This window comes from Arthrobacter sp. 10T44 (genome assembly GCF_056393885.1).
On the sequence record NZ_JBFTGT010000009.1, the window covers coordinates 96413 to 121919 of the forward strand.

Here is a 25507-nt window from a genome sequence, read left to right on the forward strand (position 1 = left end):
TCCTCGATGCGGGCTGCGAAGCCATCGTAGGTCCAATCTCCCCAATGCCGTTCCCGGCAGGGCTAGTGCTCTAATTGATGGTTCTCCGGTCGGCGTTTCCACTGCTGGCGGTGCACTGGCAGTCGTCGCACGCTGTAACTGGAGCGGTGGATATCGCTGTGGATAACTTTGTGGATTAGACCCCGGCGCCAGTGGACGGTGGGACCTGGAGGCAGGTCTGCGTCTTGGCCACATAATGCGCCGGTCGATGGCCCACCGTGTTTGGCCATATTGTTTCACGTGAAACACGGCGCTCCACATGCGGCCGCCACGGATGAAGACCGAGAATGCTTACAAAATCCACATAGTCCGGTTAAATTTACGGCCGTCCCACGCAACGCTGAGTCGTGAAGCAGGCTGCCCGACGTCTGCGGATCTGGCGTGCTGAAGGCAGGGTGCCTGTCGACGCCTACATGTGAGCCTTGACAGCCCAGAGGCTGGTGCCCAAGGCCCTGTGGATAGCGCTGTGCGTAATGTCTCAGTGCCCTGTGGATAACTGTGTGCATAACTTCTGTGGGGAAGAAGCTGTGAACTCCCTCGCTCGCCCTCTCTCAACACCCGGTCAGTAGTACAGCGATCGGGATTTCAAGATCACGGGCACGCCCAGCCAGGTAGGACAGCGTCCGCAGCTGCTGTCCCAATTCGATCGTAGGGACGCTCTCGGTCCCGTAGGGGCTATGACAGATCGTGGGACCCCGCCCGGCAGGAACGGTCGCTTCGCCATAGGTCCTACTGCACACGGACACTCCAGACCTCTAGCACGGTTCCTGCGCTCGTACCTCTCTGGGCTGGCCATTTGACGGAGGGGTTGCTCCGGCTTCCGCCCAAGGATGACGTCCCCAGTGTCTGGCGTCGTATACTTGCTTCCCGACGAGCATGTGAGCCCCGTGCCGGCCGCGTACGCGAGGGCGCACTGGGCGATGCCTGCGCTGTTGCTTCGCCGTACAGAAGTCCTCCGGGAGCAATTCAATGCACGTCATCGGGCTGGCGTCCGGGCCCGTGCCGGAGGGCCGCAGTCGCCCAGCTGACCAGAGCGATCCGAGCTTGCACTTGTCCTGGTGAGCTTTCGGGCCTGGCTCCCGGTAGTGGCCATAGTCTTCTTCGTTGAGTCCAGATTCTGGCTGCGAGATTTGGTATAGATCGTCGGACTATAACGGCCGGTCGATTGGTTTGAGTCAGACCGCGGATCCCTCACGGTGCTTGCGAACGCAGGTAGCCAAGCGCCGAAGATGCCTTCCGCAGCCACCACGGCCCGCTCTCCGGAGTGTCGCCGGAAATCATTGCGCGCCCCGCCTTCCGATCATGTCCGTCCTGTCAGCGGGCCCTCCCCAGAGTTTCCTGCCCGAGTGGCAGGCCAGCGCGTCATATCCCCATCGATAGCCTTGCGGTGAACATAGCGCCTGCCAGGGTGCGGATGGTGCTGCGCAGGAATGGGACCGAACGGACCGTAGTCCCCTGGCGCCGAGGGCAGGTGTCTTCCCAGCAAGATATTCATCCGCCTATCCAAGGAGCCTAGGAGGTGTCGAACGTAGGGCGGTCGCTTGAGCGCTACCACCCCGAAGCTGACCGGTAGCCGGAAGGTCTCTTCGGCGATTCATCCTAGAGGCTGTGCGTCGTGGAATGCGTTTGCTGGCCGACCCATGGCGGCTGCTCGTTGCTGCCCTGGCGGAGACCCAATGGGCGGAAGAGAACTGCCAAGGGGTTCCTAGGCGGTGGTAGTGGGGGTGGGCGAGCGGGCGTTTCACGTGAAACATCGTCGGATGGGCCTAGGGTTGCGAAGCGGTGGGATGCCTGTGATCGGCGCTGAGGTACATCCGCAACGCGGAGGGAAGGAAGCTCAGTGGGCAATTTGCTGCGTAGACGGGTCACTACGCTGGGTGTTGCTTGTTTCGCTTTCGCTGGCGGTTGGCCGCATCGCGTGGGATGGGACCGCGATCCGGCGGCCGGCTAGGAGCTGCATTGCGGGTGAGCGCACGGTGCCACTACGCGCCCGAGAACCCATAGCTAGGTATCGATAGTGAACTACCGTTACAGCTCCAATAGAAGAGCGGAAGGATGTAAGTTTGTTCTTCTTCTGGTCTCCTGGGGTAGCGGAAATAGATTGTTCGACGTGTCCGGAGGATCATGTTTCACGTGAAACATGATCCGGCGGCGTGGAACGTGCATTGATGCGGTACATGGGGCCCGTCACGAGGTTTTCGGCCCTGTGCCATCGGCTAGCAACACCTTCATCAGGGAGACAGATCGCCGTTTCCGCGCTACGACCGGCGGAAGGGCTGCGTGCGGTGACAGTTTGTTGAGATGCGGGAGCGCCAATTTTGGACAGCATCTCTGTCCTTCTCCAACGTCCTGGCGTCCGGTGCAATAGAGACCCTGCAGCGCAGGGATTCGCGGGTGGCGCGACGAAGAGGCGCAAAACGTGACACATCTTGGAACCAGCAGCTGAGCGTCGGTTTCACGTGAAACATACCCATGTTCGGCGGCGGTGGCATTTCGTGTAGAGTACGGGGCTGCGTAATCTTGGCTCCGATCAAAATGAAGTTGGAAGGGTCGGTCAGTGGGCCAATCCCGACCCGGATTGGTTTCTTTTGCACCACACCCGCCCCACCGGCACGTGAAGGTCGTGTTTCACGTGAAACATTGCCCACGGCGCACGAATTCGTACCGCGCAATGCGGGAAGCGCTCCATTCACACGAGTCACCAAGCACACTGCTGATCTAGCCGGAGGATGCCGCAGCTTGACGTCGCGCAGCTCGGGGTCGGAGGCGCCGACACAACATTGGGATTCCGAGCCCGCGCGGTCGGCCAGCCACTGCCGGCCCCCCGGATGAACCATTCGAACAGCAATATCGCGCCTACCCCTGGTTGGGCCGGCACGTGCACAGATTCGCGTGCTGTTTAGGCTAAAACCACCGCATCAATCAACGGGATAATGTTGCTTTCCAGCAGTAGGCGCAAAGATCGGCACGGAGGTGGCGTGGGACAGGCCCGGGGCGGTCCGGAGGTATACGGGCGAACTCCTCAAGAGGGGCAGCTCCGGCGGCGGCAGGCAAACCCTGCCCAACTCCGGCATGCACCCGGCGGTCTAGTCCGCCCGGCGGCCTAGTCCGCCTGGCCGCCTAGTCAGCCCGACGGACTAGGCCTGATGCAGACTCGGCCCGGCCATCCAACGGCCGACCTGGTCCTCTGTCCGCCCAATCCCCGCCCGCCCGGGCATCTACCTGCCGCCAAGACTCCGTGGCATAAGCCCAGGATCTTGATCGCCGCACGCACCCAAGTAATTGCTCCCTCCGGCACTCAGCCGCAGAGTGGGTTACCCCGTCAGACGCGGCGTCCCGAGCTTCGGCCCTTCAATCCGGCTGGCCGGCACAGGACAGTGCGGAGCCCCGCAGTGCCGGGAACCAAAAAACGCTGGCCCCTACTCAGTGAGTGGAGGCCAGCGTTACGGCCGGCCCCATAATCGGGCCGGCCGGAAGTTCGTTACAGGCTAGGACAGCACGTCTGCGAATTCCTTTTCAAAGAACTGCTTCGGCCTGGCGCCGATGACTGTGCTCTTCACTTCCCCACCCTGGAACAGGTACACGGCCGGGATGGAGGTGATGCCGTACTCAGCAGCGATGGCCGGGTTGTCATCGACGTTCACCTTGACGACGTTGACCTTCTCGCTGTACTCGACCGAGATCTCGTCGAGGATCGGCCCAAGCTTGCGGCAGGGACCGCACCATTCGGCCCAGAAGTCCACGATGACGGGCTTGTCGGCTCCCAGCACGTCGGTGCTGAAGCTAGCGTCTGTTACATCTTTAGCGTTGCTCATAACCTTGTCTTTCTCTTAGATGCTTGCCGTTCGCCGATCAGGCGGGGAGGTCTGCGAGGTAGTGTTCGACGTCGAGCGCGGCGACACAGCCCGAACCCGAAGCGGTGATGGCCTGGCGGTAGGTCGGGTCGATGACGTCACCGGCAGCGAAGACCCCCTTGACGCTCGTCTTGGAAGTACGGCCCTGGACGGCAATGGTGCCTTCGGGTGAAAGATCCAGTTTGCCTTTGACGAGGTCAGTGCGGGGATCATTCCCGATCGCAACGAAGACTCCAGTCACGGCGAGCTCGGTTTCGGTGCCGTCAATGAGGTTCTTCAACCGCAGGCCGGTGACCTTGTCGCCTCCCAACACGTCTTCTACGCCGCTGTTCCAGATGAAGTTGATCTTCTCGTGGGCGAGGGCGCGGTCGGCCATGATCTTCGAAGCGCGGAGGGTGTCGCGGCGGTGAACCACAGTGACGGACTTCGCGAACTTTGTCAGGAACAGGGCCTCTTCCATTGCCGAGTCACCGCCGCCGATGACGGCAATGTCCTGATCCTTGAAGAAGAAACCGTCGCAGGTTGCGCACCAGCTCACGCCGTGGCCCGAGAGTCGTTTTTCGTTCGGAAGGCCAAGCTCGCGGTAGGCAGAGCCGGTCGACAGAATGATGGACCGCGCCTGGAAGGTCTCCCCCGTGCCGATGGTGACGGTTTTGATGTCGCCCTCGAGATCCAGTTCGGTGACGTCCTCAAACTGGATTTCCGTGCCAAAGCGCTCGGCCTGCTTTTCGAAGTTTTCCATGAGGTCCGGGCCCATGATGCCATCCGGGAAGCCGGGGTAGTTCTCGACGTCGGTGGTGTTCATCAGCTCTCCACCGGCGGTGACGGAACCTGCCAGGAGCAGCGGCTTCAGGTTGGCGCGCGCCGTGTAGACCGCGGCGGTGTAGCCTGCGGGCCCGGAGCCGACGATGATGACATCACGTACTTCGGACGCGGTGTTTTCTGCGTTGCTCACTAAACGGTGAACCTCTTCCTTTGTCGATGCGCCCGCCTGGGTGGCCGGCCACATGGCACAACTGATGTGGGCAGCTGAATATTCCACCCACACCGGGCGCGGCACAGCCGCGCCCACCACTCAGGGTACCGGTAGCCACGGGTTTGGACCGTTTGCTTTCCTGCGGTTACGGCCTGGAACGTGGGGCAGTTACTGGATCTTGATCTCGGCCAGGCGCAGGCCGTAGCCGTAGCGGGTCTTGGGTGCGGCCAGCTTGGGCAGGCTCTTGATGGCAACGATCACGTACTGTGCCTTGACCGGTTCCTGCAGCGGCATGGTGAGCTCCGGGGACGTGAAGCTGTTGCTGCCCACCTGCTTGGCGCCGTCGAGCGTGGGACGGTCGTTGGTAAAGATGCTGATGTTGCCGCCGGACGCGCCGAGCTGGCTCAAGGTCACCGAGGAGATCTGGGCCGGGCCCTTCAGCTTGACGACGAGCGGCACGCCGTCGGGAGCGAAGCCGCCCCAGCCGTCGGTGGCAAATTCCATGTCGGACCAGTAGCTGGCGGCGTTGCCGTCGTAGGTCTTGACCAGGTCGCCGTCGTAGGTAGCGGCGAAGTCGAAGTTGCCCTGCCGGGTGACTGACTCGATAGCGGGGGGAACCGCGGCCGGCGGCGCGCTCTGGGTAGCGGAGGGCGTGTCCGACTTCGTAGGCGCGCTGGTGGACGCCGTGGTCTTGGCGGCCTGGGGCGTGCTGCCCTTGAAGAGGCCGCCAAGGTTGGTGACGGCGAAGATCAAGCCAATGACCAGCACGGCGGCCAGCAGGGCGCCGACGAGCCAGCGCAGGGACCGCGGTTCGCGCCGGGGTGCGTCGTCGTCATCATCGTTGTCGTAGTCGTCGTAGCGGTCCTCGGAGGCACTCTTCTTCGCGAAAGCCGGGAAGCTTCCCGCCGCGCGACCTTCGCCGGCGCCCTTCGCACTGGCTGCCTGCATCGCCATCGTCCGCTGATCAGGCTGGGCGTCGTCGTAGTCGTCGTCCTCCCAGCGGGAGACCTTCGGCGCCTCGGGGGCGGCCTCGCTCGGGACGGGCTGTGCGGCCTGAACGGGCTGGGCGGCCGTTGGCTGCGCGGTAGCTTCCTGCGGCGCAGTCTTCGGGGAGCTCGAAGCGTTGGCCGCGGCAGCACCGGCGGCCCCGGCGGCCCCGGCGGCGGCCCCGGCAGCTGCCGCTCCGGCACCACGGGCGCCGGCGGCCGGCGAGGCCGTCGGCGGAGCAGGAACGCGCTGCGCGGGCGCCGCCGACGTCGGGGGCAGCTGCCCGGCCTGGCGCTGCTGCTCTCCGTAGTTGATGTACCCGGCGTCGACTTCCTCGTCGTCGTAGAGTCCGTCGTAGGTCTCAGGTTCGTTGGAGCGTGGCTGGCCGAAGATTTCGCTGCCCAGCGTGTCGGTGAAGAAAGGCTCGACGTAGGGCGGGTTGGAACTCACCACGAGGTCCAGCAGGTCCGCGGCCGAAGTGTGGTTGGTGATCAGGTAGGTGGCAGCGTCGCTGACTCCAAGGTCAAGGATCTGGACGTGGCCGGGCCGCTCGCCGGTCGCCACTTCGCGGGCGCTCTGGGCGACCTGGTCGGCGTTGCCCGGGCCGGCTACGAGGATGCTCACCGGCCGATTCAGTACCTGATCCACTCCGTCCAGCACCAGATCCTGGTCATGCGAGGTCAGAACCATGGCAGTGACCTTGTAGCGGCCGCCAAGTACTGATCCGACATCGATCGGGTGGGACACGGGCTCCTCCTAGACTGTCCGGGAACTGCCGGCCTCGGCGACTTCGTCAGTCACCTAAGGCCCCCGGTAAAGCCGGTTGACCCTTGGTCTGCAACTCCCCTTGTTAGTCTTCGATCCTAGCCGATGCAGTGTCCGCGCCGCGTGATCCCGGCGCCGGGCGCATGAAAGGCGTTATTTCTTCCTTCGCCGGTCGAACGGGAAGTAGGGGTTGTGACCGGCCTGGCCCTGGTAGGTCCGGCGCCCCGGCAGCGGAATTTCGGCACGGCCCTGGCTGCCCTGGGCGGTGCCGGGGAGTTCCTCCTCGGGAAGGTAACCGCCGTCGGCCGCCCAGCCCCGGCCGTCCCCGCTACCCAGGTCGGGGCCGGCACGGAAGGAGGCGGCGTCGAATTCGCCCGAGATCCGGGGAATCAGGCCGGTATCCACCGACGTGGTGGCTCGTTCCGGCGCCGGGCGGGGCGGTGCCGGAACTTCGCGCGCGACGGCTTCAGCGGCGCCCGGTTCGGCTCCAAGCTCCGGCGCGGTTTCCGGGCCGGGGGCGGCGGGAGTGCGCCGCAGGCGGCCCAGCAGCGGCTGCAGCAGGTCCTGCAGTTCCGTAACCCGGAGGACTTTCAGCAGGACAAAGTAGACGGCCAGCATGACGGGCCCGACGACGACGACCGTCACCAGGGCTGCGGGCCGGCTGCTCCAGGCGAAGCCGTCGGCCTGGTAGCTGCCCATCAGCCACAGGGCGCCAGCGCCGGCGATGGCCGAGCCGAGCGCGGCGTAGCCCATGCGGATATAGGAGCTGGCCACACGCGGACCGTCGAGGTGCCCGAGGAGCCGGCGCAGGAAGAAGGCGCTGACCATGACCGAGAGGATGTTGCCGCCGGTGTAGAGAATCGCGATCGCGAAGATGATCTGGTCAAAGGGCAGGAACTGGATGAAGAACGCCGACACCACGTTGACCAGGGCCAGCACCAGCTGGATGAAGAACGGGGTCCGCGCATCCTCGTTCGCGTAGAACACCCTGGACATCATGAAGTTCGCGCTCATGAACGGGGTGCTGAGCGCCAGGATGGTGAGCGTCTGGGCCAGCATGACGCCGTCCTGTTTGTGGCCGCCCGAGAAGAACATGCCCAGCGGTCCCGCGAGGGCGAAGAGCGCCAGTGCGCCGAAGACCGTGGCGACGGCCATGGTGCGCAGGCCATGGGACAGGGCCCGCCGGAGCTCGGCCCGGTTGCCGTCCTGGGAGGCGCGGGTCATGCGGTTGAACAGCACCGTGGCCAGCGAGAGCGCAATGATGGAGTGCGGGAGCAGGTAAAGCTGGCTGGCCACTTCGAGCACGGCGTTGCCGGGCAGGGTTGCCGCCGTGGCGTGGTCCCCCGCGCGTTCCAGCCGGAGCCGCTCGGCACCCGGGATCGTGGCGATGCGCATGACATAGAGGAACGCCAGCTGCCCCGCGGCCGCGGTGGCCAGCGTCCACACACTCAGTTTCGCTGCCTGGCCCAGGCCCACCCCGCGCCAGCCGAAACGCGGCCGCAGGCCCAGCCGCAGCCGGAAGACCGGGACCAGCAGGATAGCGGTCTGCGCCACCACGCCAATCGTGGAGAACCCCGCCACCAGGAAGGTCTGGAAAGAGCCCCAGTTGTCGAGCGTGTGCGGATTTATTTCGTTGGCGCCAAGGATTCCGATGAACATGCCCAGGCCGGCAATCGCGACAATATTGTTCAGGATCGGCGCCCACATGGCCGGACCGAAGGCGCCGTTGGCGTTGAGTACCTGGGTGAGCAGGGCGTACAGGCCGTAGAAGAAGATCTGCGGAAGGCACCAGAACGCAAAGGCCACAGCCAGCGACTTCTGCTGCGGCGAATAGCCCTGTGTGGTCAGTTCAATCACCCACGGCGCAAGGAGGGTCACCAGCAGCGTCAGGGAAAGCAGCACGACAACGGCCAGGGTCAGCAGGCGGCTGATGTAGTCCGCCCCGCGGTCCGGCGCCTTGCTGGCCTTGATGATCTGCGGCACCAGGACGGCATTGAACACCCCGCCGGCCACCAGCAGGAAGATCAGGTTTGGCAGGTTGTTGGCGTTGATGAAGGTGTCGGTGACCGTGGAGCCGAGGCCCAGGGCGGCTCCCAGCATCCAGGTCTTGCCGAAGCCCAGGAAACGCGAAACCAAGGTTCCGGCGGCCATGACGGCGCTGGACCGCGCCTCTCCGGCGTGGGCGGCCTGAGGGGCGGCAGTACCGGAGGTGACGGACTTTTCGGAATGGGGCTTGGCGGCAGACATTATCTTCATCGTCTCACCCGGGCGCGCCTTTGTGCGTAATCCGGACTCCCGGGCGGCGCGGGTTGCCGGCCGTCCGGCCGCCGGTGGTCCGGCGCGGAGAGGCCGCAGCCGGAAGCCTTAGCGGTGTTCGGGCAGGACTTCCCGGGCGAGGTCCGCGATGCGGCGCTCATTCGGAAAGGAGAGCTTGCGGGCGAGCTCGTGGATGGGGACCCAAGCGACGTCCACCGCTTCCTGGTCCGGATCGTTCTCGATCGTCAGTTCCCCGCCGGTGGACTGCAGCAGATAGTGATGGACGGTCTTGTGGACGCGGTGCCCGCTGACGGTAAACCAGTAATCGATGCTGCCGAGCGGTGCGAGGATCTTGCCCTCGATCCCGGTTTCCTCCGCAATTTCGCGGACCGCGGCTTCCTCGTTGCTTTCCTTGCCCTCCGGGTGGCCCTTCGGCAGGCACCATTCGAGGCGGCCGCCCCGGTTGAGGCGCGCGATGATGGCGACCCGCAACTCGGCGTCGGAGGTGTCCACCACGACGCCGCCGGCGGAGATTTCCTCGACGGTCGGCAGGGAAGCCTGTCCCGGGTGCTGCGCAGGCGCGACGTTGGCACCGATTGCCGATGGCAACGGTGCGTTTGTCCTCCTGCCGGGAGCGCTCGGTACGGGATGGGCCATGAAGTCCACTCTAACGACTCTTGCCCGGACTTGATGACCTAAACATGACAGGAAAGTGGCCGGGCGGAAAACTGGATTGACGCATCCGTCTCTTCGCACCGTGGCCACCGGCGGATCGAGGACCGCCATGGTGTGGTGCTGGCCGGGATTTCTGACAAGCTTAAGAGACTATGGCGCACGCACATCACCAGACTGACTCCCACACTGTCGATTTCCAGGTAGATCCGGTGGTCCTCGAGCTTGGGCAGCGCTTTGTCGACGCCGGTCACGAACTCTCCCTGGTGGGCGGACCCGTCCGCGATCTCTTCCTGGGCCGGGTCTCGCCGGACCTGGACTTCACGACGGACGCGACGCCGGACCAGACGGTTGCGCTGATCAAGAAGTGGGCGGACAACTACTGGGAGATCGGGCGCGCCTTCGGGACGATCGGCATGCGCAAAGCCGGGTTCCAGATCGAGATCACCACCTACCGCGCGGAGGCCTACGATCCGGAATCGCGCAAGCCCGTGGTGGCGTTTGGATCCTCGCTCACCGATGACCTGCTGCGCCGCGACTTCACCATCAACGCCATGGCCCTGCGGCTGCCGACGCTGGAGCTGGTGGATCCGTTCGGCGGCGTCCGGGACCTGCACTCCTCCACGCTCGCGACTCCCGGCTCGCCGGAGGACTCCTTCTCCGATGACCCGCTGCGGATGATGCGCGCCGCCCGCTTCGCCGCCCAGTTGGGCGTGAGCGTGCACCCGGACGTGCGCCAGGCGATGACGAAAATGGCCGAGCGGATCAAGATCATCTCCGCCGAGCGCGTGCGGGACGAACTGGTCAAGCTCATCTGCGCCGCCCGGCCCCGGACCGGCGTGGACCTGCTGGTGGAGACGGGGCTGGCGGAATTCGTGCTGCCCGAGGTCTCCGCCCTGCGCCTCGAATCCGATGAGCACCACCGCCACAAGGACGTGTACCAACACTCCCTGCAGGTCCTGGAACAGGCCGCGGCGCTGGAATCGGAGGCTGACGGGCCGGTGCCCGGCCCTGACTTCGTGTTGCGGTTCGCTGCCCTCATGCACGACGTCGGGAAGCCCGCCACGCGCCGCTTCGAGCCCGGCGGGGCGGTGAGCTTCCGCCATCACGACATGGTGGGGTCCAAACTCACCTCGAAGCGGATGAAGGCGCTCCGCTTCGACAACGACACCATCAAGGCTGTGGCCAAGCTGGTGGAGTTGCACATGCGCTTCTACGGCTACGGCGATGCGGGCTGGAGCGACTCGGCGGTCCGCCGCTACGTCACCGACGCCGGCCCGCTGCTGGAGCGCCTGCACCGGCTGACCCGCTCGGACGTGACCACCCGCAACCAGCGCAAGGCCGAGAGGCTCGCCTTCGCCTACGACGACCTTGAGGCGCGCATCGCCGCCCTGCGCGAGCAGGAGTCCCTCGAGGCCGTCCGCCCCGACCTCGACGGCGGCCGGATCATGGCGCTGCTGGGGCTCAAACCGGGGCCCGTGGTGGGGCGGGCCTACAAGTTCCTGCTGGAGGAACGGATGGAACACGGACCGCTGGAGCCAGCCGTGGCCGAAGCCAAGCTGCACGAATGGTGGGCGGCGCAGCCGGAAGCTGCCGCCGTCGACGTTTCCCCAACAGAGGAGTCCTAAGTGATTGCACCTTCCAACGCCCCCCGCCCGCAGCTCTGGATCCTGCGCCACGGCGAAACGGAGTGGTCCAAGAGCGGGCAGTACACCGGCCTGACCGACCTTCCGCTCACGGTGGAAGGCGAGCAACAGGCCGTGGAGGCGCGGAAGGTGCTCGACGCCGTCGACTTCGACCTCGTCCTGACCTCGCCGCTGCGCCGGGCACGACGGACCGCGGAACTCGCGGGATTCCCGGATGCCCAGCAGGAGCCACTGGCCGTGGAGTGGGACTACGGCGAGTACGAGGGCATCAGTTCCGACCTGATCCGCAAGGACAATCCCGACTACCTGATCTGGACCCACGGGGTTCCCAACGGGGAGTCCCTCGACGACGTAGCCGCCCGCGCTGACAAGATCGTGGCCCGCGTGCTCGAGTCCGGCCTGGACAATGTGCTGATCGTGGCGCACGGACACTTCTCCCGGATCCTTACCGCCCGCTGGCTGGGACTCGACGCCCACGAGGGCCGGCACTTTGTGCTTGGAACCGCGAAAGTCTGCACGCTTGGCTGGGACAAAAAGACACCTGCCGTCGTCAGATGGGGACTATAAAACCCCGCTTGGAAAAGTTTTTGCAGAATCTTTATGAATTCTGTGGCCAACGGGCACATTCATGATGTATTTTTATTCCTGACCCCAGAGCGACTTGCCGGGGTCACGGCGCGCGTCGCCCGGCCAGTCAGCCGGAGCCACGGCAGAACAGAAAAGGAGGTTGGGAAAATGATTACTTTGACTAGCGGATGGATGTACACCTTCACCGCCACCCCGGCCTCTGTCGTTGCCGCGCGCCCGAAAGTCGGACTGCCCGCCTGCTGATTTCCGCGCTCCCGGCCTGAAGCCGGCGCAGAAGGATTGCCAGGTCCATCCCTCCGGGGTGGCCTGTACGGAACGGTCTGACCCAGCGGAACCACGCGGTTGCGCAACATCCCCATAGTTCGGAACCCAGCTTCTTGTTGGGGTTGCGGCGCCATGCGTCCAGGGGCCATTCTTCCGCTTTGCGGAATCCCTCAATTAATACCGGGCATTTCTTTGCCTAATTAGGGTCTTATTCTTCCATTTCCAGGGGCCTTAATTGTCATGCCCAATTACTTTCCATTTCCGAAAGCAACGAAAGGTCAACCGTGACTATCGCAACGAGCTCCACCGCCCGCGCCGCCACCCGTCGGGGCCCGCGGAACCAACGTCTCCACCATGACTTCCGAGGGGAGGTGACCACCATGATCCGAAAACTGCAGGACGTACTGATCTTCAACTCGCACCCGGTGCGCAAGGACAAGACGCAGTTCAACGCCCAGCTGCTTGAGCAGCGGCGCGAAGACATCTTCCTCGCCATGCACCAGATGGGACTGATCCGCTGATGACAAGCATCGGAACCGATCCGCAAGGAGCTCACGCGGCGACGCGTGGGCTCCCCCATTTAACCGCCGTTCTTGCCGCCGTGGCCATCCGCGGACTTGCATCCGGGTCCTGCCGCCGCACAGTACGGCGGCCCCGGTAAGCTCGAGGCATGCAGGAGACAATGCCGCCGGAGAACCGCAAGCGGACCCGACTGGTAGTCCCAAGCCGCAGCGACCTGCTGCTGCGGAATTTCACCGAACTCATCGGTGGCCCGCTCGGCCGCCGCACGGCCCCCGGCGTCGTCTCCCCCGGGCTCTTCACCGTGGAACGGGTCCTCGTCCTGCTCACCGTCCTGGCCGCCCTGGCGGGGCTGCTGCTGAAGGGGTACTGCCGCAGCAAGGGCTGGGAATCCCCCGGCCAGTTCTACGCGACCTGCTACTCGGACTTCCCCGAGCTGTTCAAGAACCGCGGTCTGGGCGACGGGGCTTTCCCTTTTGTCACCGCAGGCAGCTTCTTCGAATATCCCGTGCTGATGGGCTTCATCGCCGGCGCCACTGCACTCCTGGTTCCCGGTGAGGGCGTCAGCAATTCCCGCGTCCTGGCCTACTTCGACGTCAACGCGACCCTGATCGCCGCCGTCTGGATCGTCACCGTGCTGGCCACCGCCCGCACCGCCCGACGCCGGTCCTGGGACGCCGCCATGGTGGCCCTGGCCCCGGGCATCGTCCTCGCCGGCTTCATCAACTGGGACATGTGGGCCGTCGCGCTACTGGCCCTGGGCATGTACTTCTTCTCCAGGAACAAGCTGCTTCTTGCCGGCCTATTCATTGGCTTGGGCACCGCGACCAAGCTCTACCCGCTGCTGATCCTGGGCGCGGTCCTGCTGCTGGCGCTCCGCACCGGCAAAATTCGCGCCTTCCTGGTCACCGCCGGCGCCGCCGTCGCGACCTGGCTGGCCGTTAACATCCCGGCCGCCGCGGGCGACCCGGCCGGCTGGAAGTACTTTTACCAGTTCACCGAATCACGCCCGGCGGGCTACAGCTCACCCTGGTTCGCCTACAACCTGGTGGCCGGACGCCTGGGCTGGAAGCCGCTGGAAGCCGAGGTCATCAACGGCCTGGCCCTCAACCTCTTCCTGTTCGCCTGCGTGCTGATCGCCGCCCTTGCCCTCGCGGCGCCGCGGAGGCCGAGGCTGGCCCAGCTGGTGTTCCTGATCGTGGCCGCCTTCATCCTCACCAACAAGGTGTATTCGCCGCAGTTCGTGATTTGGTTGATCCCGCTGCTGGCGCTGGCACGGCCCAGATGGCGGGACTTCCTGATCTGGCAGTCCATTGAGGGCCTGCACTGGGCCGCCATCTGGATGTACCTCGGCCAGGTGACCAGCGGCGGCGCCACACAGCACAACATCGACATGCCGTACTACGTCCTTGCCGTCCTCGCCCACATGCTCGCCACCGGCTACCTCATGGCGCGTGTGGTGTGGGACATCCTCGACCCGAGCTACGACGTCGTCCGCCGCGGCGGCACCGATGACCCGCACGGCGGCCCCTTCGACGGCGCCGCCGACTGGCTGCGGCTGGACGTGCGGCGCCCCGCAGCGTCCGTGCTGCCGTGGCGGCGCGCCCATGCGGACGCTGAGTCCCGTGCCTGACGTCGCCGTCGTCGGTTCCGGTCCCAACGGGCTGGCCGCAGCAGTGACAATGGCCCGGGCGGGGCTCGCGGTGCACGTCTACGAGGCGGCCGCTTCCGTTGGCGGCGGCCTCCGGACCACGGAACTCATCGAGCCGGGACACTTCCACGACGTGTGCTCGGCGGTGCACCCGATGGCCCTGGCCTCGCCCTTCTTCCGTGAGTTCGAGCTGTCCGGGCGGATCCGGCTGGAGGTACCCGAGCTCTCCCACGGTGCACCGCTTGACGGCGGCCGGGCGGCGCTGGGTTACCGCTCGCTGGAGCGGACGGTGGCGGCCCTGGGCCGCGACGGCGAAGCTTACCGGCGGCTCATGTCCCCGCTGGTGGACCGGCTCGAGGGCGTTGCCGATCTGACGCTGAACCAGCTGTTGCGGATACCGCGGCAGCCGGTGGCGGCCGCCATGTTCGGACTACGCACCCTCGAGCAGGGTACCCGCTGGTGGGGCGCGAGGTTCCGGGATGAGCTGGCTCCGGCCCTGCTCAGCGGGGTTGCCGCGCATGCCGTGGCCCCCCTGCCGACGCTGCCCGCGGCCGGCGCAGGCCTGCTGCTGGGTGCGCTGGGGCACGCTGGCGGCTGGCCGATCCCGGTAGGCGGATCCGCAGCCATCGCGCGGGCGATGGTGGCGGACATCGAGGCCCACGGCGGCGTGGTGCAGACCGGGGTGCGGATCGGCTCGTTGGCGGAATTGCCTCCGGTCCGGGCCACCCTGCTGGACGTGGCACCGCCCGGACTGCTTCGGATTGCCGGCAACCGCCTGCCGCCCGGCTATACCCGCGCCCTTGAGTCGTTCCGCTTCGGCAACGCCGCGTGCAAGGTCGATTTCATCCTCTCCGGTCCGGTTCCGTGGGCCGCTGCGGAACTCGCCGACGCCGGCACCGTCCACGTGGGCGGCACCCGGGCCGAAACCGCCGAGGCGGAACACCTTGTGGCCGCCGGCCGGCACCCGGAACGGCCGTATGTCCTGGTCTCGCAGCCCTCCCGCTTCGATGCCGGCCGCGCCCCCGCCGGCCGGCACATCCTCTGGAGCTACTGCCACGTTCCGGCCGGGTCCACGGTGGACATGGGCGAGGCCGTCACCGCGCAGCTGGAACGCTTCGCCCCCGGCTTCCGGGAGCTGGTGGTGGCCTGCCGCGTGACGACGGCGGCTGGACTCGCCGAGTACAACGAGAACTATGTCGGCGGCGATTTCAGTGCCGGGGCGATGGACCTGCGGGGCATGTTCCGCCGGCCGGTGCTGAGCCCGGTGCCGTGGCGGACCCCAGTTCCGGGCTTGTACCTCTGTTCCTCGTCGACGCCGCCCGGACCGGGAGTGACCGGCATGCCCGGCCTCCACGCCGCCAGGCACGCCTTGAAAGACATCTTCGGGATGCCGGTCCCTGGGCTGGGCCGCCAAGAGGCCAGTCAGGGCCCGGCCGACCCCGCCTAGGGTGCCGGCGCGAGCATTCCGGCGGCCGAAAGGCGGCCGTCACGCATCGTCGCCACGGCATCGGTGTAGGAAAGCATCCCGGTGTCGTGCGTGACCATCAGGGTCGCCACGCCGAACTCATCCGTGACCTGGCGGAGCAGCCGGACGATCTCCGCGCTCCGCTCGTGGTCGAGCGCCGCCGTCGGCTCGTCGACCAGCAGCACCGCGGGGTCGGCCATCAGGGCACGGGCAATGTTCACGCGCTGGCGTTGGCCGCCGGAGAGCTGGTGCGGGCGTCTGTCGAGCACGGATCCGAGGCCTACCCGTCCCAGCAGTTCCGCGGCCCTGATCCTCGCAGCGCGGAGCGGCTCGGCCCGCAGGTGGGCGGCGATCACGAGCTGTTCGGCCGCGGTAAGGGACGGCAGGAGGTTCGGCTGCTGGAAGATGATGCCGATGCTGTCCAGTCGCAGTGCGGTCCGCCCCGCGTCCGGAAGGGCGCCGGCGTCGCGGTCCGCCACGATGACTGACCCGGCCGTGGGCCGGACCAGGGTGGCGGCCACGGCCAGCAGCGACGATTTTCCCGAACCCGACGGCCCCACCAGCGAGACGAACTCGCCACTGTGCACCTCCAGGCTGACGTCGTCGAGGGCCCGCAGGACCCCCTCGCCATCTGGGTATTCCAGCGTCACGTTGCTGAGCTTCAGTGCGGTTTCCATACATATGCCTTTCAAGGAATGTTCGTGTGCTCGGGGAAGGGCGGTGTGCGCCGGGGTTTTCAGTTGCCGCCGAGCGCCAGCAGCGGGTCGATGCGGGTGATGCCCCGCACCGCCAGCGCGGCGCCCGCGAGGCCCAGGACGACGATCCCGGCGATCGGCAGCAAGGTGGTTTGCGGTGTGGTGAGGAACGGGGCGGCCCGCGCGGCGAGCAGGCCGCCGAGTGCACCCGCCGTGCCTCCGGCGGCTGCCCCGGCCACGAGGACGACCGCGGCCTGCACCATGGCGTCCTTCAGCACATAGTTCGAGGAACCGCCCAGGGCCTTGAGCACAGCGATGTCCCGCGTGCGTTGCACAGTCCACACGGTCAGGAAGGCCACGATCACCAGCGCGGAGATGCCGTAGAGGAATGCCTGCATGAGCATGAGCGAACCGTTCTCGCTGCGGTAGGAGCCAAGCGCCTGGAAGGAGCCCTCCCGGGTGGCGCTGACTGTTCCGGCGGCCTGGTTGGCTGCGGCGACATCGACGTCGACGCCGTCGTCGAAGCTGACCGCGATCACGGTGCCGAGGGCTTCTTTCCCGGCAAGGTGGGCCAGCTTCCGCCAGTCCGCCAGCGTGGTCCAGACGACGCCGGTGTGCGAGTACCACTGCTCCGGCACCACGGCCGATACCGACAGTTCGGTGCCGCCCACCGCGACCCGGCTGCCGACGGTGAGGCCGAGCTCCTTGGCCAGAGCGGTCCCGACCACCACGGTGCCCTCGGCCGCCGGGGCCGGGGAGAGGCTGCTGCCGGCGCCGGTGCCGAAGACGGCCACATTCGCCGTCCCGGTCGGGACTCCCCCCGCACCGAGGGCCTGCAGCCGGCCCTGGCTGATGCCCAGGGTCTCGGCCTTGCTGACGCCGTCGCGGTCGGACCAGCCGGTAACTTGGGCGCCGGTGACCTCGGATTCGGTGAAGGAGGCCTCGGGGCTGCTGCCGGCGGGTGCGCCGAAGACAAGCTGGTCCGCGGGCAGCCCCGCGATGGCGGAGGTCGACTGGTTGCCGAGCCCGGCGGTCAGTCCGGAGAGCATCACCAGCAGCAGGGTGATGAGGGCGACGACGCCGCCCATCAGGGCGAAGCGGCCCTTGGCGAAGCGGATGTCGCGGATGGCGAGAAACATGGGTGTCCTCTTTCTGGTGGTTGTTGGCCTCCCTTCCACTCTCCCGGCGCGGGGCGGCCGTGCCATCAGGCCTGGGGATGGTCCGCCGCGGCCGTCGGGTTGGTCCGGCAGTCAACCAAAAGGTTGATCCTGGCCCGCCGGGCCCCGGTTCCGGCCCGTTTCCGGGGAACGGGAGGCCGCCCGGCGCTAGGCTGAAAGCATGGACGGCAGAAGCAGCGGGGCGGAGGGGAACCCCACGGACGCGGCCGTCATCCTGCGGGTCCTGCGGGTCAGCCTGCACGTGGGATTCGCCGTGCTGCTGCTCGTGGCGCTGGTCAGGCTGCTGGCGGCCGGGATCCACGGCGCCGGCTGGCTCAGCCTGGGCCTGGTCCTGTGCCTTGCCGGTGTTTACCTTGCGGGCACGGCGCTGGAGAAACGCCACTCGGTCCGGCCGGGACGCTTCGATCCGCGGCCCTATTCCACCTGGTGGCTGGCTGCTGTCTGCCTGCTCTGGCTGCTGCTGGTCTGGGGCAGCGCAGACTTCGTCTGGCTCGCCTTCCCGCTGTTCTTCCTTCAGCTGCACCTGCTGCCCAGGGGTCCGGCTCTGGCCGCAATCGCCGCCAGCACGCTGCTGGTGGTCACGTCGCTTTGGTTCCACAACGGCGGTCCGGGGAACGCCCTGCAGCTGCCGATGCTGCTCGGACCGGGTTTCGGAGCAGCATTCGCCGTCGTCACCGGCCTGGCCTACCGTGCGCTGTACTCGGAGGCAGAAAATCAGCGTCTCGCGGCTGAGGAACTGCGCCGCACCCGCGCGGAGCTTGCCCGCAGCCAGCACGACGCCGGAACCCTGGCTGAACGGAGCCGCCTGGCCCGCGAAATCCACGACACCCTGGCCCAGGGCTTCTCCAGCATCATCCTGATGGGACGCTCGGCCGAGCAGGCGCTGGAAGCCGGAGACACCGGGACGGCCCGGAACCGGCTCCGGACCGTCCAGGAAACCGCGGCCGCCAACCTGGCCGAGGCCCGCAACTTTGTCCGCGGCCTGCAGCCCCCCGAGCTTGAACAAAACCCGCTCGTGGACAGCCTGCGCCGGCTGTGCGAACAGACCGAAACAGAGGCGGCAGCCCGGGGCAAGGCCCTGCGCTGCCGCCTGGAAATCGACGGAACCCCTGCGGAACTCCTCCACCCGTACCGGACCACCCTGCTTCGCGCCGCGCAGGCCAGCCTCGCCAACGTGTGGGCCCACGCAGACGCCCGCACCGCCGTCGTAACCCTGTCCTTTTTGGGCACCGAAGTGGCCATGGACATATTCGACGACGGCGACGGCTTTGACCCCTCTGCGGTGCCGGACCGGGCCGACGGATCCGGCTACGGGCTGAAATCGTTGCGGGACCGGGTTGCAGCGCTGGCCGGGACCATCGACCTCGAATCCGCGCCCGGGGACGGCACGGTAGTGGCCATCCGGCTGCCGCTCGGGAAGGAAGAACCGTGAACCAAATCCGCGTTCTCCTCGTCGACGACCACCCCGTCGTCCGCGCCGGCCTGCGGGCCATGCTCACGGACTTCGAGGGCATCACCGTCGCCGCGGAAGCGGCGGACGGAGCCGCCGCCCTGGCTGCGCTGGCGCGCCTGCGCACCCTGGGCGAGCCGGTCGACGTCGTACTCATGGACCTGCAGATGGGCGCCGGCATGGACGGGGTCACCGCGACGGGCAGGATCAAAGCCGGCGAGGCCGGGACGCCAGGGCCGCCCGTGCTGATCCTCACCACCTTTGATTCCGACGCGGACATCCTTGCTGCCGTGGAGGCGGGCGCGAGCGGGTACATGCTCAAGGACGCGCCGCCGGAGCAGATCCGCCAGGCGGTCCTGGCTGCCGCTGCGGGCCAGACAGCGCTGGCGCCGGAAGTAGCCGCGCGGCTGCTGGGGCGGATCCGGAACCCCGAGCCGGCCCTTTCCGCCCGGGAGATCCAGCTGCTCGAACTGCTGGCCACCGGCCTGGGGAACCGGGCCATCGCCAGGCAGCTGTTCATTTCCGAGGCGACGGTGAAGACGCACCTGGTGCACATCTACGGGAAACTGGGCGTGGACAACCGAACGGCCGCCATCGCTGTGGCCGCGCAGCGGCGGATCATCCGCCGGGGCTAGCCACAGGTGGGCGGCCTGCCCTGCGGGCCTGGTCCCTGTGACACGGAGCTGTCCGTGCCGCGGGGCATAATGGCGCCATGGGGAAAATTCAGAAGCTCTCGCTCGCTCTTGTCGGTCTGGTCCTTGGCGCCTCGCTCGTGGCGTGCGACGACGGCCGCTCCGGCGCCCAGGATGCGGCGAAGCAACTGGCCTCGGCAGTCGCGGCGCTCGACGTCGGTTCCGTGGCCTTCGACGGCAAGGATTCCGGCCAGGCGAACGAGCGGCTCAAGGCGGTCTTCAAGGCGCTTGACCCGGCAAAACCCACCGTTACCGCCGGGGACCTGGTGCTGGAGAAGGACACCGCCACGGTCCCGCTGGACTACAGCTGGAAGATCGGCGCAGGCGAGTGGAAGTACACCGTGTCCGCACAGCTGAAAAAGGCGGACGGCAAATGGCAGACCGTGTGGAGCCCGGAGCTGCTGGTGCCGGGCCTCGCGGACACTGAAGTCCTCCGAACCTCCAGCGATTCCCCGCAGCGGGCCGATATCCTCGGCGCCGGCGGCGCAAAGCTGGTCACCTACCGGCCGGTGGTCCACGTCGGCATCGACAAGGCGCAACTGGAAGCCGCGGATCCGGCCGGCCCCGCGGGCAAACTGGCGCGGCTGGTGGGCGTGGACCCCGCCGCCTACACCAAGCAGGTCACGGACTCCGGACCGTCGGCCTTCGTCGCGGCGATCACGCTGCGCCAGGCCGGCCGGACCATCACGGATGAACAAATCGCCGCGATTCCCGGCGCCCGGGCCATCCCGGACTCGTTGCCACTCGCGCCCACGCGCGGCTTCGCCCGCGCCGTGCTGGGCACCGTGGGTGAGGCCAGTGCCGAGCAGATCGAAAAGTCCGGCGGTGCACTCCGGGCCGGAGACACCACCGGCACCGGCGGCCTCCAGCAGCAGTACGACGCCCAACTGCGCGGTACCAGCGGCATCCAGGTCTTCGCCCAGACCGAGGGCCTGACCGCGGAACAACGGCAGGAACTTCTCAACAACGGCCGCCGCGTCCTGTTCCAGGAGCCGATGAAGCCCGGAACCCCGCTCAAGACCACCCTGGACCCGCGGCTGCAGCAACTGGCCGAGGACGTGCTGGCCGACGTCGGTCCGGCGTCCGCCGTCGTCGCCCTCCGCCCCTCCAGCGGCGCGGTCCTGGCCGCCGCCTCCGGCCCCGGCAGCAACGGCTACGACACCGCCCTGCTCGGCCAGTACGCCCCCGGATCCATCTTCAAAATCGTGGACTCGCTCGCGATGTTCCGCAACGGGATGACCCCGGACTCCAAAGTGGACTGCCCGCCCACCCTCACCGTAGACGGCCGGACCTTCAAGAACGCCGAGGGCTACCCCGCCTCCTCGCTGGGGTCGGTAACCCTGCGCGACGCCTTCGCGCATTCCTGCAACACCGCCTTCATCAACGCCCGGGGCAAGGTCAGCCAGGCCCAGCTCGAGTCTGCGGCCACCTCCCTCGGTGTCGCCGTGGAGGCGCCATCGCTGGGCGCTGCGGCCTTCCTGGGATCGGTCCCGGGCGAGGCTGAAGGCACCGAACACGCCGCCTCCATGATCGGGCAGGGCAAGGTATTGCTCTCCCCGCTGGCGGCCGCCGTCATGGCCGGGTCCGTCGCCAAGGGCGCGCCGGTGTCGCCGCAGCTCGTGCTCAACCCGAACGCGGCGGCCGCGGGAAGTCCGGCACCCTCTGAGGGACCGACGGCGGCGCCGTCGTCGTCCGCCCCGGCACCCGCAAAGTCGTCCGGCAAACCGGTGACCGCCGCGGAAGCGGCGTCCCTGGCGGACATGATGCGCGCCGTGGTGACCTCGGGCCACGCCGGCTTCCTCGCCTCGGTGCCCGGTGCCCCCGTCGGCGCCAAGACCGGGACCGCCGAATTCGGCAAGGACAACCCGCCGAAGACCCACGCCTGGATCGTCGCCGTGCACGGAGACCTCGCGGTCGCCGTGTTCGTGGAAGACGGCGGCCTCGGCGCCACTACCTCCGGGCCGCTGCTCAAGGAATTCCTGACTTCCGCCGCCGGCTAACGGCGGACGGTCCGAAAGGGCCGTGGGAAGATTGCTGTGTGGCTCATATTGACGTTTCCGGCATCGACTACTTCCTCTCCGACGGCACCCAGCTGCTCAACGGGGTGACGTTCAAGGTCCCCGACGGCACCAAGACGGCGTTGATCGGGCCGAACGGAACTGGCAAGACGACGCTGTTCCGGATCATTTCCGGCGACCTCGTTCCGGACGAAGGCGTGATCGGCCGCTCCGGAAACATGGGCATCATGCGCCAGTTCGTCGGCCAGGTGCGGGACGACTCCACGGTCCGCGACCTGCTGGTCTCCGCCGCCCCGCCCGCACTCGCGGCCGCCGCGCGCGCCGTCGACGAGGCGGAACTGGCGATGATCGAGCACGACGACGAGCCCACCCAGATGAAATACGCACAGGCGATCGTGGACTGGGGCGACGCCGGCGGTTACGACGTCGAGACCGTCTGGGACGAGGTTTGCATGGCCGCCCTCGGCCTGCCCTTCGACCGCGCGCAGCACCGGCCGGCGTCGAGCCTGTCCGGCGGCGAACAGAAGCGGCTGGTCCTGGAGGCGTTGTTTGCCGGACCCGACGAGCTGCTGCTGCTCGACGAGCCGGACAACTACCTTGACGTCCCGGGCAAGCGCTGGCTGGAAGCCAAGCTCAACGATTCCAAGAAGACCGTCTTCTTTATCAGCCACGACCGCGAGCTGCTGAACAACGCCGCGGGCCGCATCGTGACCCTGGAGCCCGGCATCAACGGCGCCGGCGCCTGGATCCACGGCGGCGGCTTCGGCTCCTACGTCGACGCCCGCGCTGACCGCAACGCCCGCTTCGAGGAGCTGCGCAAACGCTGGGACGAGGAGCACGTGAAGCTCAAGGAACTCGTCAACATGTACAAGAACAAGGCCGCGTTCCGCTCCGACATGGCCAACCGGTACCACGCCGCGCAGACCCGGCTGGCGAAGTTCCTCGAGGCCGGCCCGCCCGAGGCGCTGCCGATCGAGCAGAACGTGCAGATGCGGCTCAAGGGCGGCCGCACGGCCAAGCGCGCCATCGTGGCCGAGAAGCTGGAGCTCACCGGGCTGATGAAGCCCTTCTCCACCGAGGTCTGGTTCGGCGACCGGGTCGGGGTGCTCGGCTCCAACGGTTCCGGCAAGAGCCACTTCCTGCGACTGCTTGCGACCGGCGGCACCGACCCGGAACGCGAGCACCTGCCCGTCTCCGATGTGGAGATCGCCGAGGTCCCGCACGAGGGCGCCGTGAAACTCGGCGCCCGGATCCGGCCCGGGTTCTTCGCCCAGACCCACGTCCGGCCCGACCTGCTCGGCAAGACCCTGCTGGAGATCCTGCACCGCGGCGACGAACACCGCTCCGGGCTGGGACGCGAGGCGGCGGCCGGGGCGCTGGACGGCTACGGCCTGGCGTCGCAGTCGGAGCAGAAGTACGAATCCCTGTCCGGCGGCCAGCAGGCCCGGTTCCAGATCCTGCTGCTGCAGCTCTCCGGCGCCACCCTGCTGCTCCTCGACGAGCCCACGGACAACCTGGACCTGCACTCGGCCGAGGCACTGGAACGCGCCATCGACCACTTCGAGGGCACGGTCCTGGCCGTCACGCACGACCGCTGGTTCGCCCGCACCTTCGACCGCTTCCTGGTTTTCGGCTCGGACGGCAAGGTCTACGAATCGGCCGAGCCGGTGTGGGACGAAAAACGCGTCGAGCGCGTCCGCTGAGGTAGCGCCAGCCGATGAAGTGATCATTTGATGATCAAATGATCACCGACTGGTATTATTTGCTCATGAACACGGATGAGCGGCATCGCTATATCGGCGAGCTCCTTCGCCACCGGGAACGCGTGAGCGTGGATGAGCTAATGGCCGCCTGCGCAGCCTCCGGCGCGACGATCCGGCGCGATCTGGACGTTCTGGCCGGTCACGGCGTCCTGCGCCGGGTCCACGGCGGGGCAGTCAGTCTGCTGCTGCAGGGCGAGAACCCCGGGTACGGGCAGCGCGAGCTGGAGGAGCACGCAGCCAAGGTGCGGATTGCCGCCGCGGTTGCGGCGATGCTCAAGGACCGTGGCCGTATCTGGCTCGACAGCGGCACGACGGCCACGGAGATCGCCCGACAGCTCCAGCAGCGCGACATGACGATCATGCCAATGTCGCTGAGGGCCGTCAGTGAACTGGCCGCAGACCAGGTCCCGGCCGGGCGCCGCCCTGAGCTCCTGTTGCCCGGCGGTAGCCTTGTTCCGGGCGAATTGTCCTTCCGCGGACCCCTGACGGAGGCAAATATCCGCTCACTGCGCTTCGACACAGCCGTGGTCACCCCCTGTTCGCTGGATCTCCGGGATGGACTGCTGGCCCATGATCTCGACGACGCCGCGGTGAAGCGCGCAGGGCTGGAATCGGCAGCCAGGGTGATCGTTGCCTGCTCCGGATCCAAATGGAACGCCAGTGGCATGGCCCTGGTGGCGACGCTGGACGCTGTGGACGCCGTCGTCACCGACAAGGCTCTCAGCTCCGACGAACTCACCCTCCTTGCCCAACACTCAGTGGAAGCAGTGATCGTATGACCAGGACCTCAACCGCCCCGCAATTGAAGGCGGCGGCCGCAGCGACCTTCCTGATCTTCGGGATCAACGGCCTCGTATTCGCCAGCTGGGCCGCCCGCATCCCCGCGGTGACCGAGATCCTGCACATCTCCTCCGGACAGATGGGAAGCCTGCTGCTGTGCGTCGCGGTCGGCTCGCTGATCGCGCTGCCGACCGCCGGGCTCGTGGTAGGCCGGCTCGGAACCGCCAACACCGTGCGCGCAGGCGGTCTGCTGGCCGCCGTGGCGGGCGCAGGGGTGGCGCTCTCGCTTGGCGCCGCAGCCGTCCCCGGTACGGCCATCTCGCTCTTCTTCCTCGGCATCGGCATCGGACTCTGGGACGTGTCCCAGAACATCGAAGGGGCCGACGTCGAACACCGGCTGGGCCGGACCATCATGCCGCAGTTCCACGCCGCGTTCAGCGGCGGCGCGTTCGTGGGCGCGCTGGTCGGCGCCGGTCTGGCGACGCTCGGCGTCGGGCTGCCGGAACACCTGCTCGCCATCACCGCCGTGGTGGCCGCCGCGACCCTGATCGCGCCGCGGTACTTCCTGCCGCACGCACCGGAGCAGGCACCTGCTGCCGGCGAGGCCAGGCCGCCGCGGGCCGCTTCCGCCTGGCGGGACGGCCGCACCCTGCTGATCGGCGTCGTCGTCCTCGGCGCCACCCTGACCGAGGGCGCGGGCAACGACTGGATCGCCAAGGCCTCCGTGGACGGCCTGGGTGCCGAGCAGTCCACCGGAGCCCTGCTGTTCGCCGTCTTCGTGCTGGCGATGACGGCCATGCGTTTCTTTGGCGGCCGGGCGATCGACGTCTACGGACGGGTCGCGGTGCTGCGGGCCAGCATGGCAGCCGCCGCGGCCGGGCTGGCATTCTTCGTCTTCGCCGGCAATATCTGGCTCGCAACGGCCGGCGCGGCACTCTGGGGCGTGGGAGCAGCCCTCGCCTTTCCGATGGGCATGTCCGCCGCGGCCGACGACCCCCGGCACGCCGCGGCCCGGGTATCGGTCGTGTCCACCCTCGGCTACATCGCGTTCCTTGCCGGGCCCCCGCTGCTGGGCTACCTCGGCGACCTGACGGGGATCCGGCTGGCGTTGCTGGCTATCGGGGCGCCGATTCTGGTTGCTCTGCTGCTCGCCGGCGCCGCGAGGCCCTTGCGCGCCAGCTGAGCAGCGGCCCGGGATCCAGCACCCGGGTCAGCGCCTCATCCAGGGGGCCCGCAGTAAGGTGGGGAA

Annotated in this window: 18 protein-coding genes; 11 read left to right on the forward strand and 7 right to left on the reverse strand. The window is 67.4% G+C overall.

Going from position 1 to position 25507, the window contains the following annotated elements; translation table 11 throughout:
- Nucleotides 1-3527: 3527 nt before the first annotated feature.
- From trxA to AC1DBL_RS14610, 5 genes are all read right to left on the reverse strand, one after another.
- Nucleotides 3528-3854 (reverse strand): thioredoxin, encoded by a 327-nt coding sequence (gene trxA / locus AC1DBL_RS14590; RefSeq protein ID WP_441419141.1) that lies wholly within the window; start codon nt 3852-3854, stop codon nt 3528-3530.
- Between the two features lie 37 nt (nt 3855-3891).
- The gene (trxB, locus tag AC1DBL_RS14595) at nt 3892-4848 is read right to left on the reverse strand and encodes a thioredoxin-disulfide reductase (protein ID WP_476893475.1); all 957 of its coding nucleotides are present in this window, start codon (nt 4846-4848) and stop codon (nt 3892-3894) included.
- Nucleotides 4849-5037: 189 nt separating this feature from the next.
- Nucleotides 5038-6603 (reverse strand): ABC transporter substrate-binding protein, encoded by a 1566-nt coding sequence (locus AC1DBL_RS14600; protein WP_476926370.1) that lies wholly within the window; start codon nt 6601-6603, stop codon nt 5038-5040.
- Between the two features lie 171 nt (nt 6604-6774).
- Nucleotides 6775-8868, reverse strand: coding sequence for a murein biosynthesis integral membrane protein MurJ (murJ, locus tag AC1DBL_RS14605; protein WP_476926371.1), 2094 nt, complete (start codon nt 8866-8868; stop codon nt 6775-6777).
- A gap of 117 nt (nt 8869-8985) precedes the next feature.
- Entirely contained in the window at nt 8986-9486 is a 501-nt protein-coding gene (locus tag AC1DBL_RS14610; protein WP_476926372.1) for an NUDIX hydrolase, read from the reverse strand.
- 218 nt (nt 9487-9704) lie between these two features.
- Between AC1DBL_RS14610 and AC1DBL_RS14615 the strand changes: the two genes are divergently transcribed.
- The 5 genes from AC1DBL_RS14615 to AC1DBL_RS14635 all read left to right on the forward strand — a co-directional run bounded on the left by AC1DBL_RS14615 (nt 9705) and on the right by AC1DBL_RS14635 (nt 15664).
- On the forward strand, nt 9705-11177 hold the full coding sequence (locus tag AC1DBL_RS14615; protein WP_441419145.1) for a CCA tRNA nucleotidyltransferase: 1473 nt from the start codon (nt 9705-9707) through the stop codon (nt 11175-11177).
- Nucleotides 11178-11762 (forward strand): histidine phosphatase family protein, encoded by a 585-nt coding sequence (locus AC1DBL_RS14620; protein ID WP_441419146.1) that lies wholly within the window; start codon nt 11178-11180, stop codon nt 11760-11762.
- A gap of 665 nt (nt 11763-12427) precedes the next feature.
- Complete coding sequence (locus AC1DBL_RS14625; RefSeq protein ID WP_441419147.1) at nt 12428-12568, forward strand: hypothetical protein; 141 nt, start codon at nt 12428-12430, stop codon at nt 12566-12568.
- Nucleotides 12569-12717: 149 nt separating this feature from the next.
- Nucleotides 12718-14199 (forward strand): glycosyltransferase family 87 protein, encoded by a 1482-nt coding sequence (locus AC1DBL_RS14630; RefSeq protein ID WP_476893478.1) that lies wholly within the window; start codon nt 12718-12720, stop codon nt 14197-14199.
- Entirely contained in the window at nt 14192-15664 is a 1473-nt protein-coding gene (locus AC1DBL_RS14635) for a phytoene desaturase family protein (RefSeq protein WP_476926373.1), read from the forward strand. The genes AC1DBL_RS14630 and AC1DBL_RS14635 overlap by 8 nt, the downstream gene beginning before the upstream one ends.
- Here AC1DBL_RS14635 and AC1DBL_RS14640 read toward each other — a convergent pair.
- On the reverse strand, nt 15661-16359 hold the full coding sequence (locus tag AC1DBL_RS14640) for an ABC transporter ATP-binding protein (RefSeq protein WP_476926374.1): 699 nt from the start codon (nt 16357-16359) through the stop codon (nt 15661-15663). The genes AC1DBL_RS14635 and AC1DBL_RS14640 overlap by 4 nt on opposite strands.
- Before the next feature lie 59 nt (nt 16360-16418).
- Nucleotides 16419-17516: an ABC transporter permease gene (locus tag AC1DBL_RS14645; RefSeq protein ID WP_476926375.1), complete on the reverse strand. Its 1098-nt coding sequence runs from the start codon at nt 17514-17516 to the stop codon at nt 16419-16421.
- Nucleotides 17517-17715: 199 nt separating this feature from the next.
- Between AC1DBL_RS14645 and AC1DBL_RS14650 the strand changes: the two genes are divergently transcribed.
- The 6 genes from AC1DBL_RS14650 (at nt 17716) to AC1DBL_RS14675 (ending at nt 25441) form a co-directional block, all read left to right on the forward strand.
- Entirely contained in the window at nt 17716-18987 is a 1272-nt protein-coding gene (locus tag AC1DBL_RS14650; RefSeq protein ID WP_476926376.1) for a sensor histidine kinase, read from the forward strand.
- A complete protein-coding gene (locus tag AC1DBL_RS14655) occupies nt 18984-19640 on the forward strand; it encodes a response regulator (RefSeq protein ID WP_476909572.1) in 657 nt (218 codons plus the stop codon). The genes AC1DBL_RS14650 and AC1DBL_RS14655 overlap by 4 nt, the downstream gene beginning before the upstream one ends.
- A gap of 77 nt (nt 19641-19717) precedes the next feature.
- Entirely contained in the window at nt 19718-21697 is a 1980-nt protein-coding gene (locus AC1DBL_RS14660; RefSeq protein WP_476926377.1) for a penicillin-binding transpeptidase domain-containing protein, read from the forward strand.
- A gap of 38 nt (nt 21698-21735) precedes the next feature.
- A complete protein-coding gene (locus tag AC1DBL_RS14665) occupies nt 21736-23418 on the forward strand; it encodes an ABC-F family ATP-binding cassette domain-containing protein (RefSeq protein WP_441419155.1) in 1683 nt (560 codons plus the stop codon).
- A 65-nt stretch (nt 23419-23483) separates the two neighbouring features.
- Nucleotides 23484-24257 carry a DeoR/GlpR family DNA-binding transcription regulator gene (locus AC1DBL_RS14670; protein ID WP_476926384.1) on the forward strand — a complete coding sequence of 258 codons (774 nt, stop codon included), beginning with the start codon at nt 23484-23486 and terminating at the stop codon, nt 24255-24257.
- A complete protein-coding gene (locus AC1DBL_RS14675; protein ID WP_476893485.1) occupies nt 24254-25441 on the forward strand; it encodes an MFS transporter in 1188 nt (395 codons plus the stop codon). The genes AC1DBL_RS14670 and AC1DBL_RS14675 overlap by 4 nt, the downstream gene beginning before the upstream one ends.
- Nucleotides 25442-25507 lie beyond the last annotated feature (66 nt).

Bases quoted from the DNA above. Each gene is read 5' to 3' on its own strand.
- AC1DBL_RS14650 (WP_476926376.1), top strand. From the start codon at position 17,716: ATGGACGGCAGAAGCAGCGGGGCGGAGGGGAACCCCACGGACGCGGCC.
- AC1DBL_RS14625 (WP_441419147.1), top strand. From the start codon at position 12,428: ATGATCCGAAAACTGCAGGACGTACTGATCTTCAACTCGCACCCGGTG.
- AC1DBL_RS14630 (WP_476893478.1), top strand. From the start codon at position 12,718: ATGCAGGAGACAATGCCGCCGGAGAACCGCAAGCGGACCCGACTGGTA.
- AC1DBL_RS14675 (WP_476893485.1), top strand. From the start codon at position 24,254: ATGACCAGGACCTCAACCGCCCCGCAATTGAAGGCGGCGGCCGCAGCG.
- murJ (WP_476926371.1), bottom strand. From the start codon at position 8,868: ATGTCTGCCGCCAAGCCCCATTCCGAAAAGTCCGTCACCTCCGGTACT.
- AC1DBL_RS14645 (WP_476926375.1), bottom strand. From the start codon at position 17,516: ATGTTTCTCGCCATCCGCGACATCCGCTTCGCCAAGGGCCGCTTCGCC.
- AC1DBL_RS14660 (WP_476926377.1), top strand. From the start codon at position 19,718: ATGGGGAAAATTCAGAAGCTCTCGCTCGCTCTTGTCGGTCTGGTCCTT.
- trxA (WP_441419141.1), bottom strand. From the start codon at position 3,854: ATGAGCAACGCTAAAGATGTAACAGACGCTAGCTTCAGCACCGACGTG.
- AC1DBL_RS14670 (WP_476926384.1), top strand. From the start codon at position 23,484: ATGAACACGGATGAGCGGCATCGCTATATCGGCGAGCTCCTTCGCCAC.
- AC1DBL_RS14615 (WP_441419145.1), top strand. From the start codon at position 9,705: ATGGCGCACGCACATCACCAGACTGACTCCCACACTGTCGATTTCCAG.
- AC1DBL_RS14640 (WP_476926374.1), bottom strand. From the start codon at position 16,359: ATGGAAACCGCACTGAAGCTCAGCAACGTGACGCTGGAATACCCAGAT.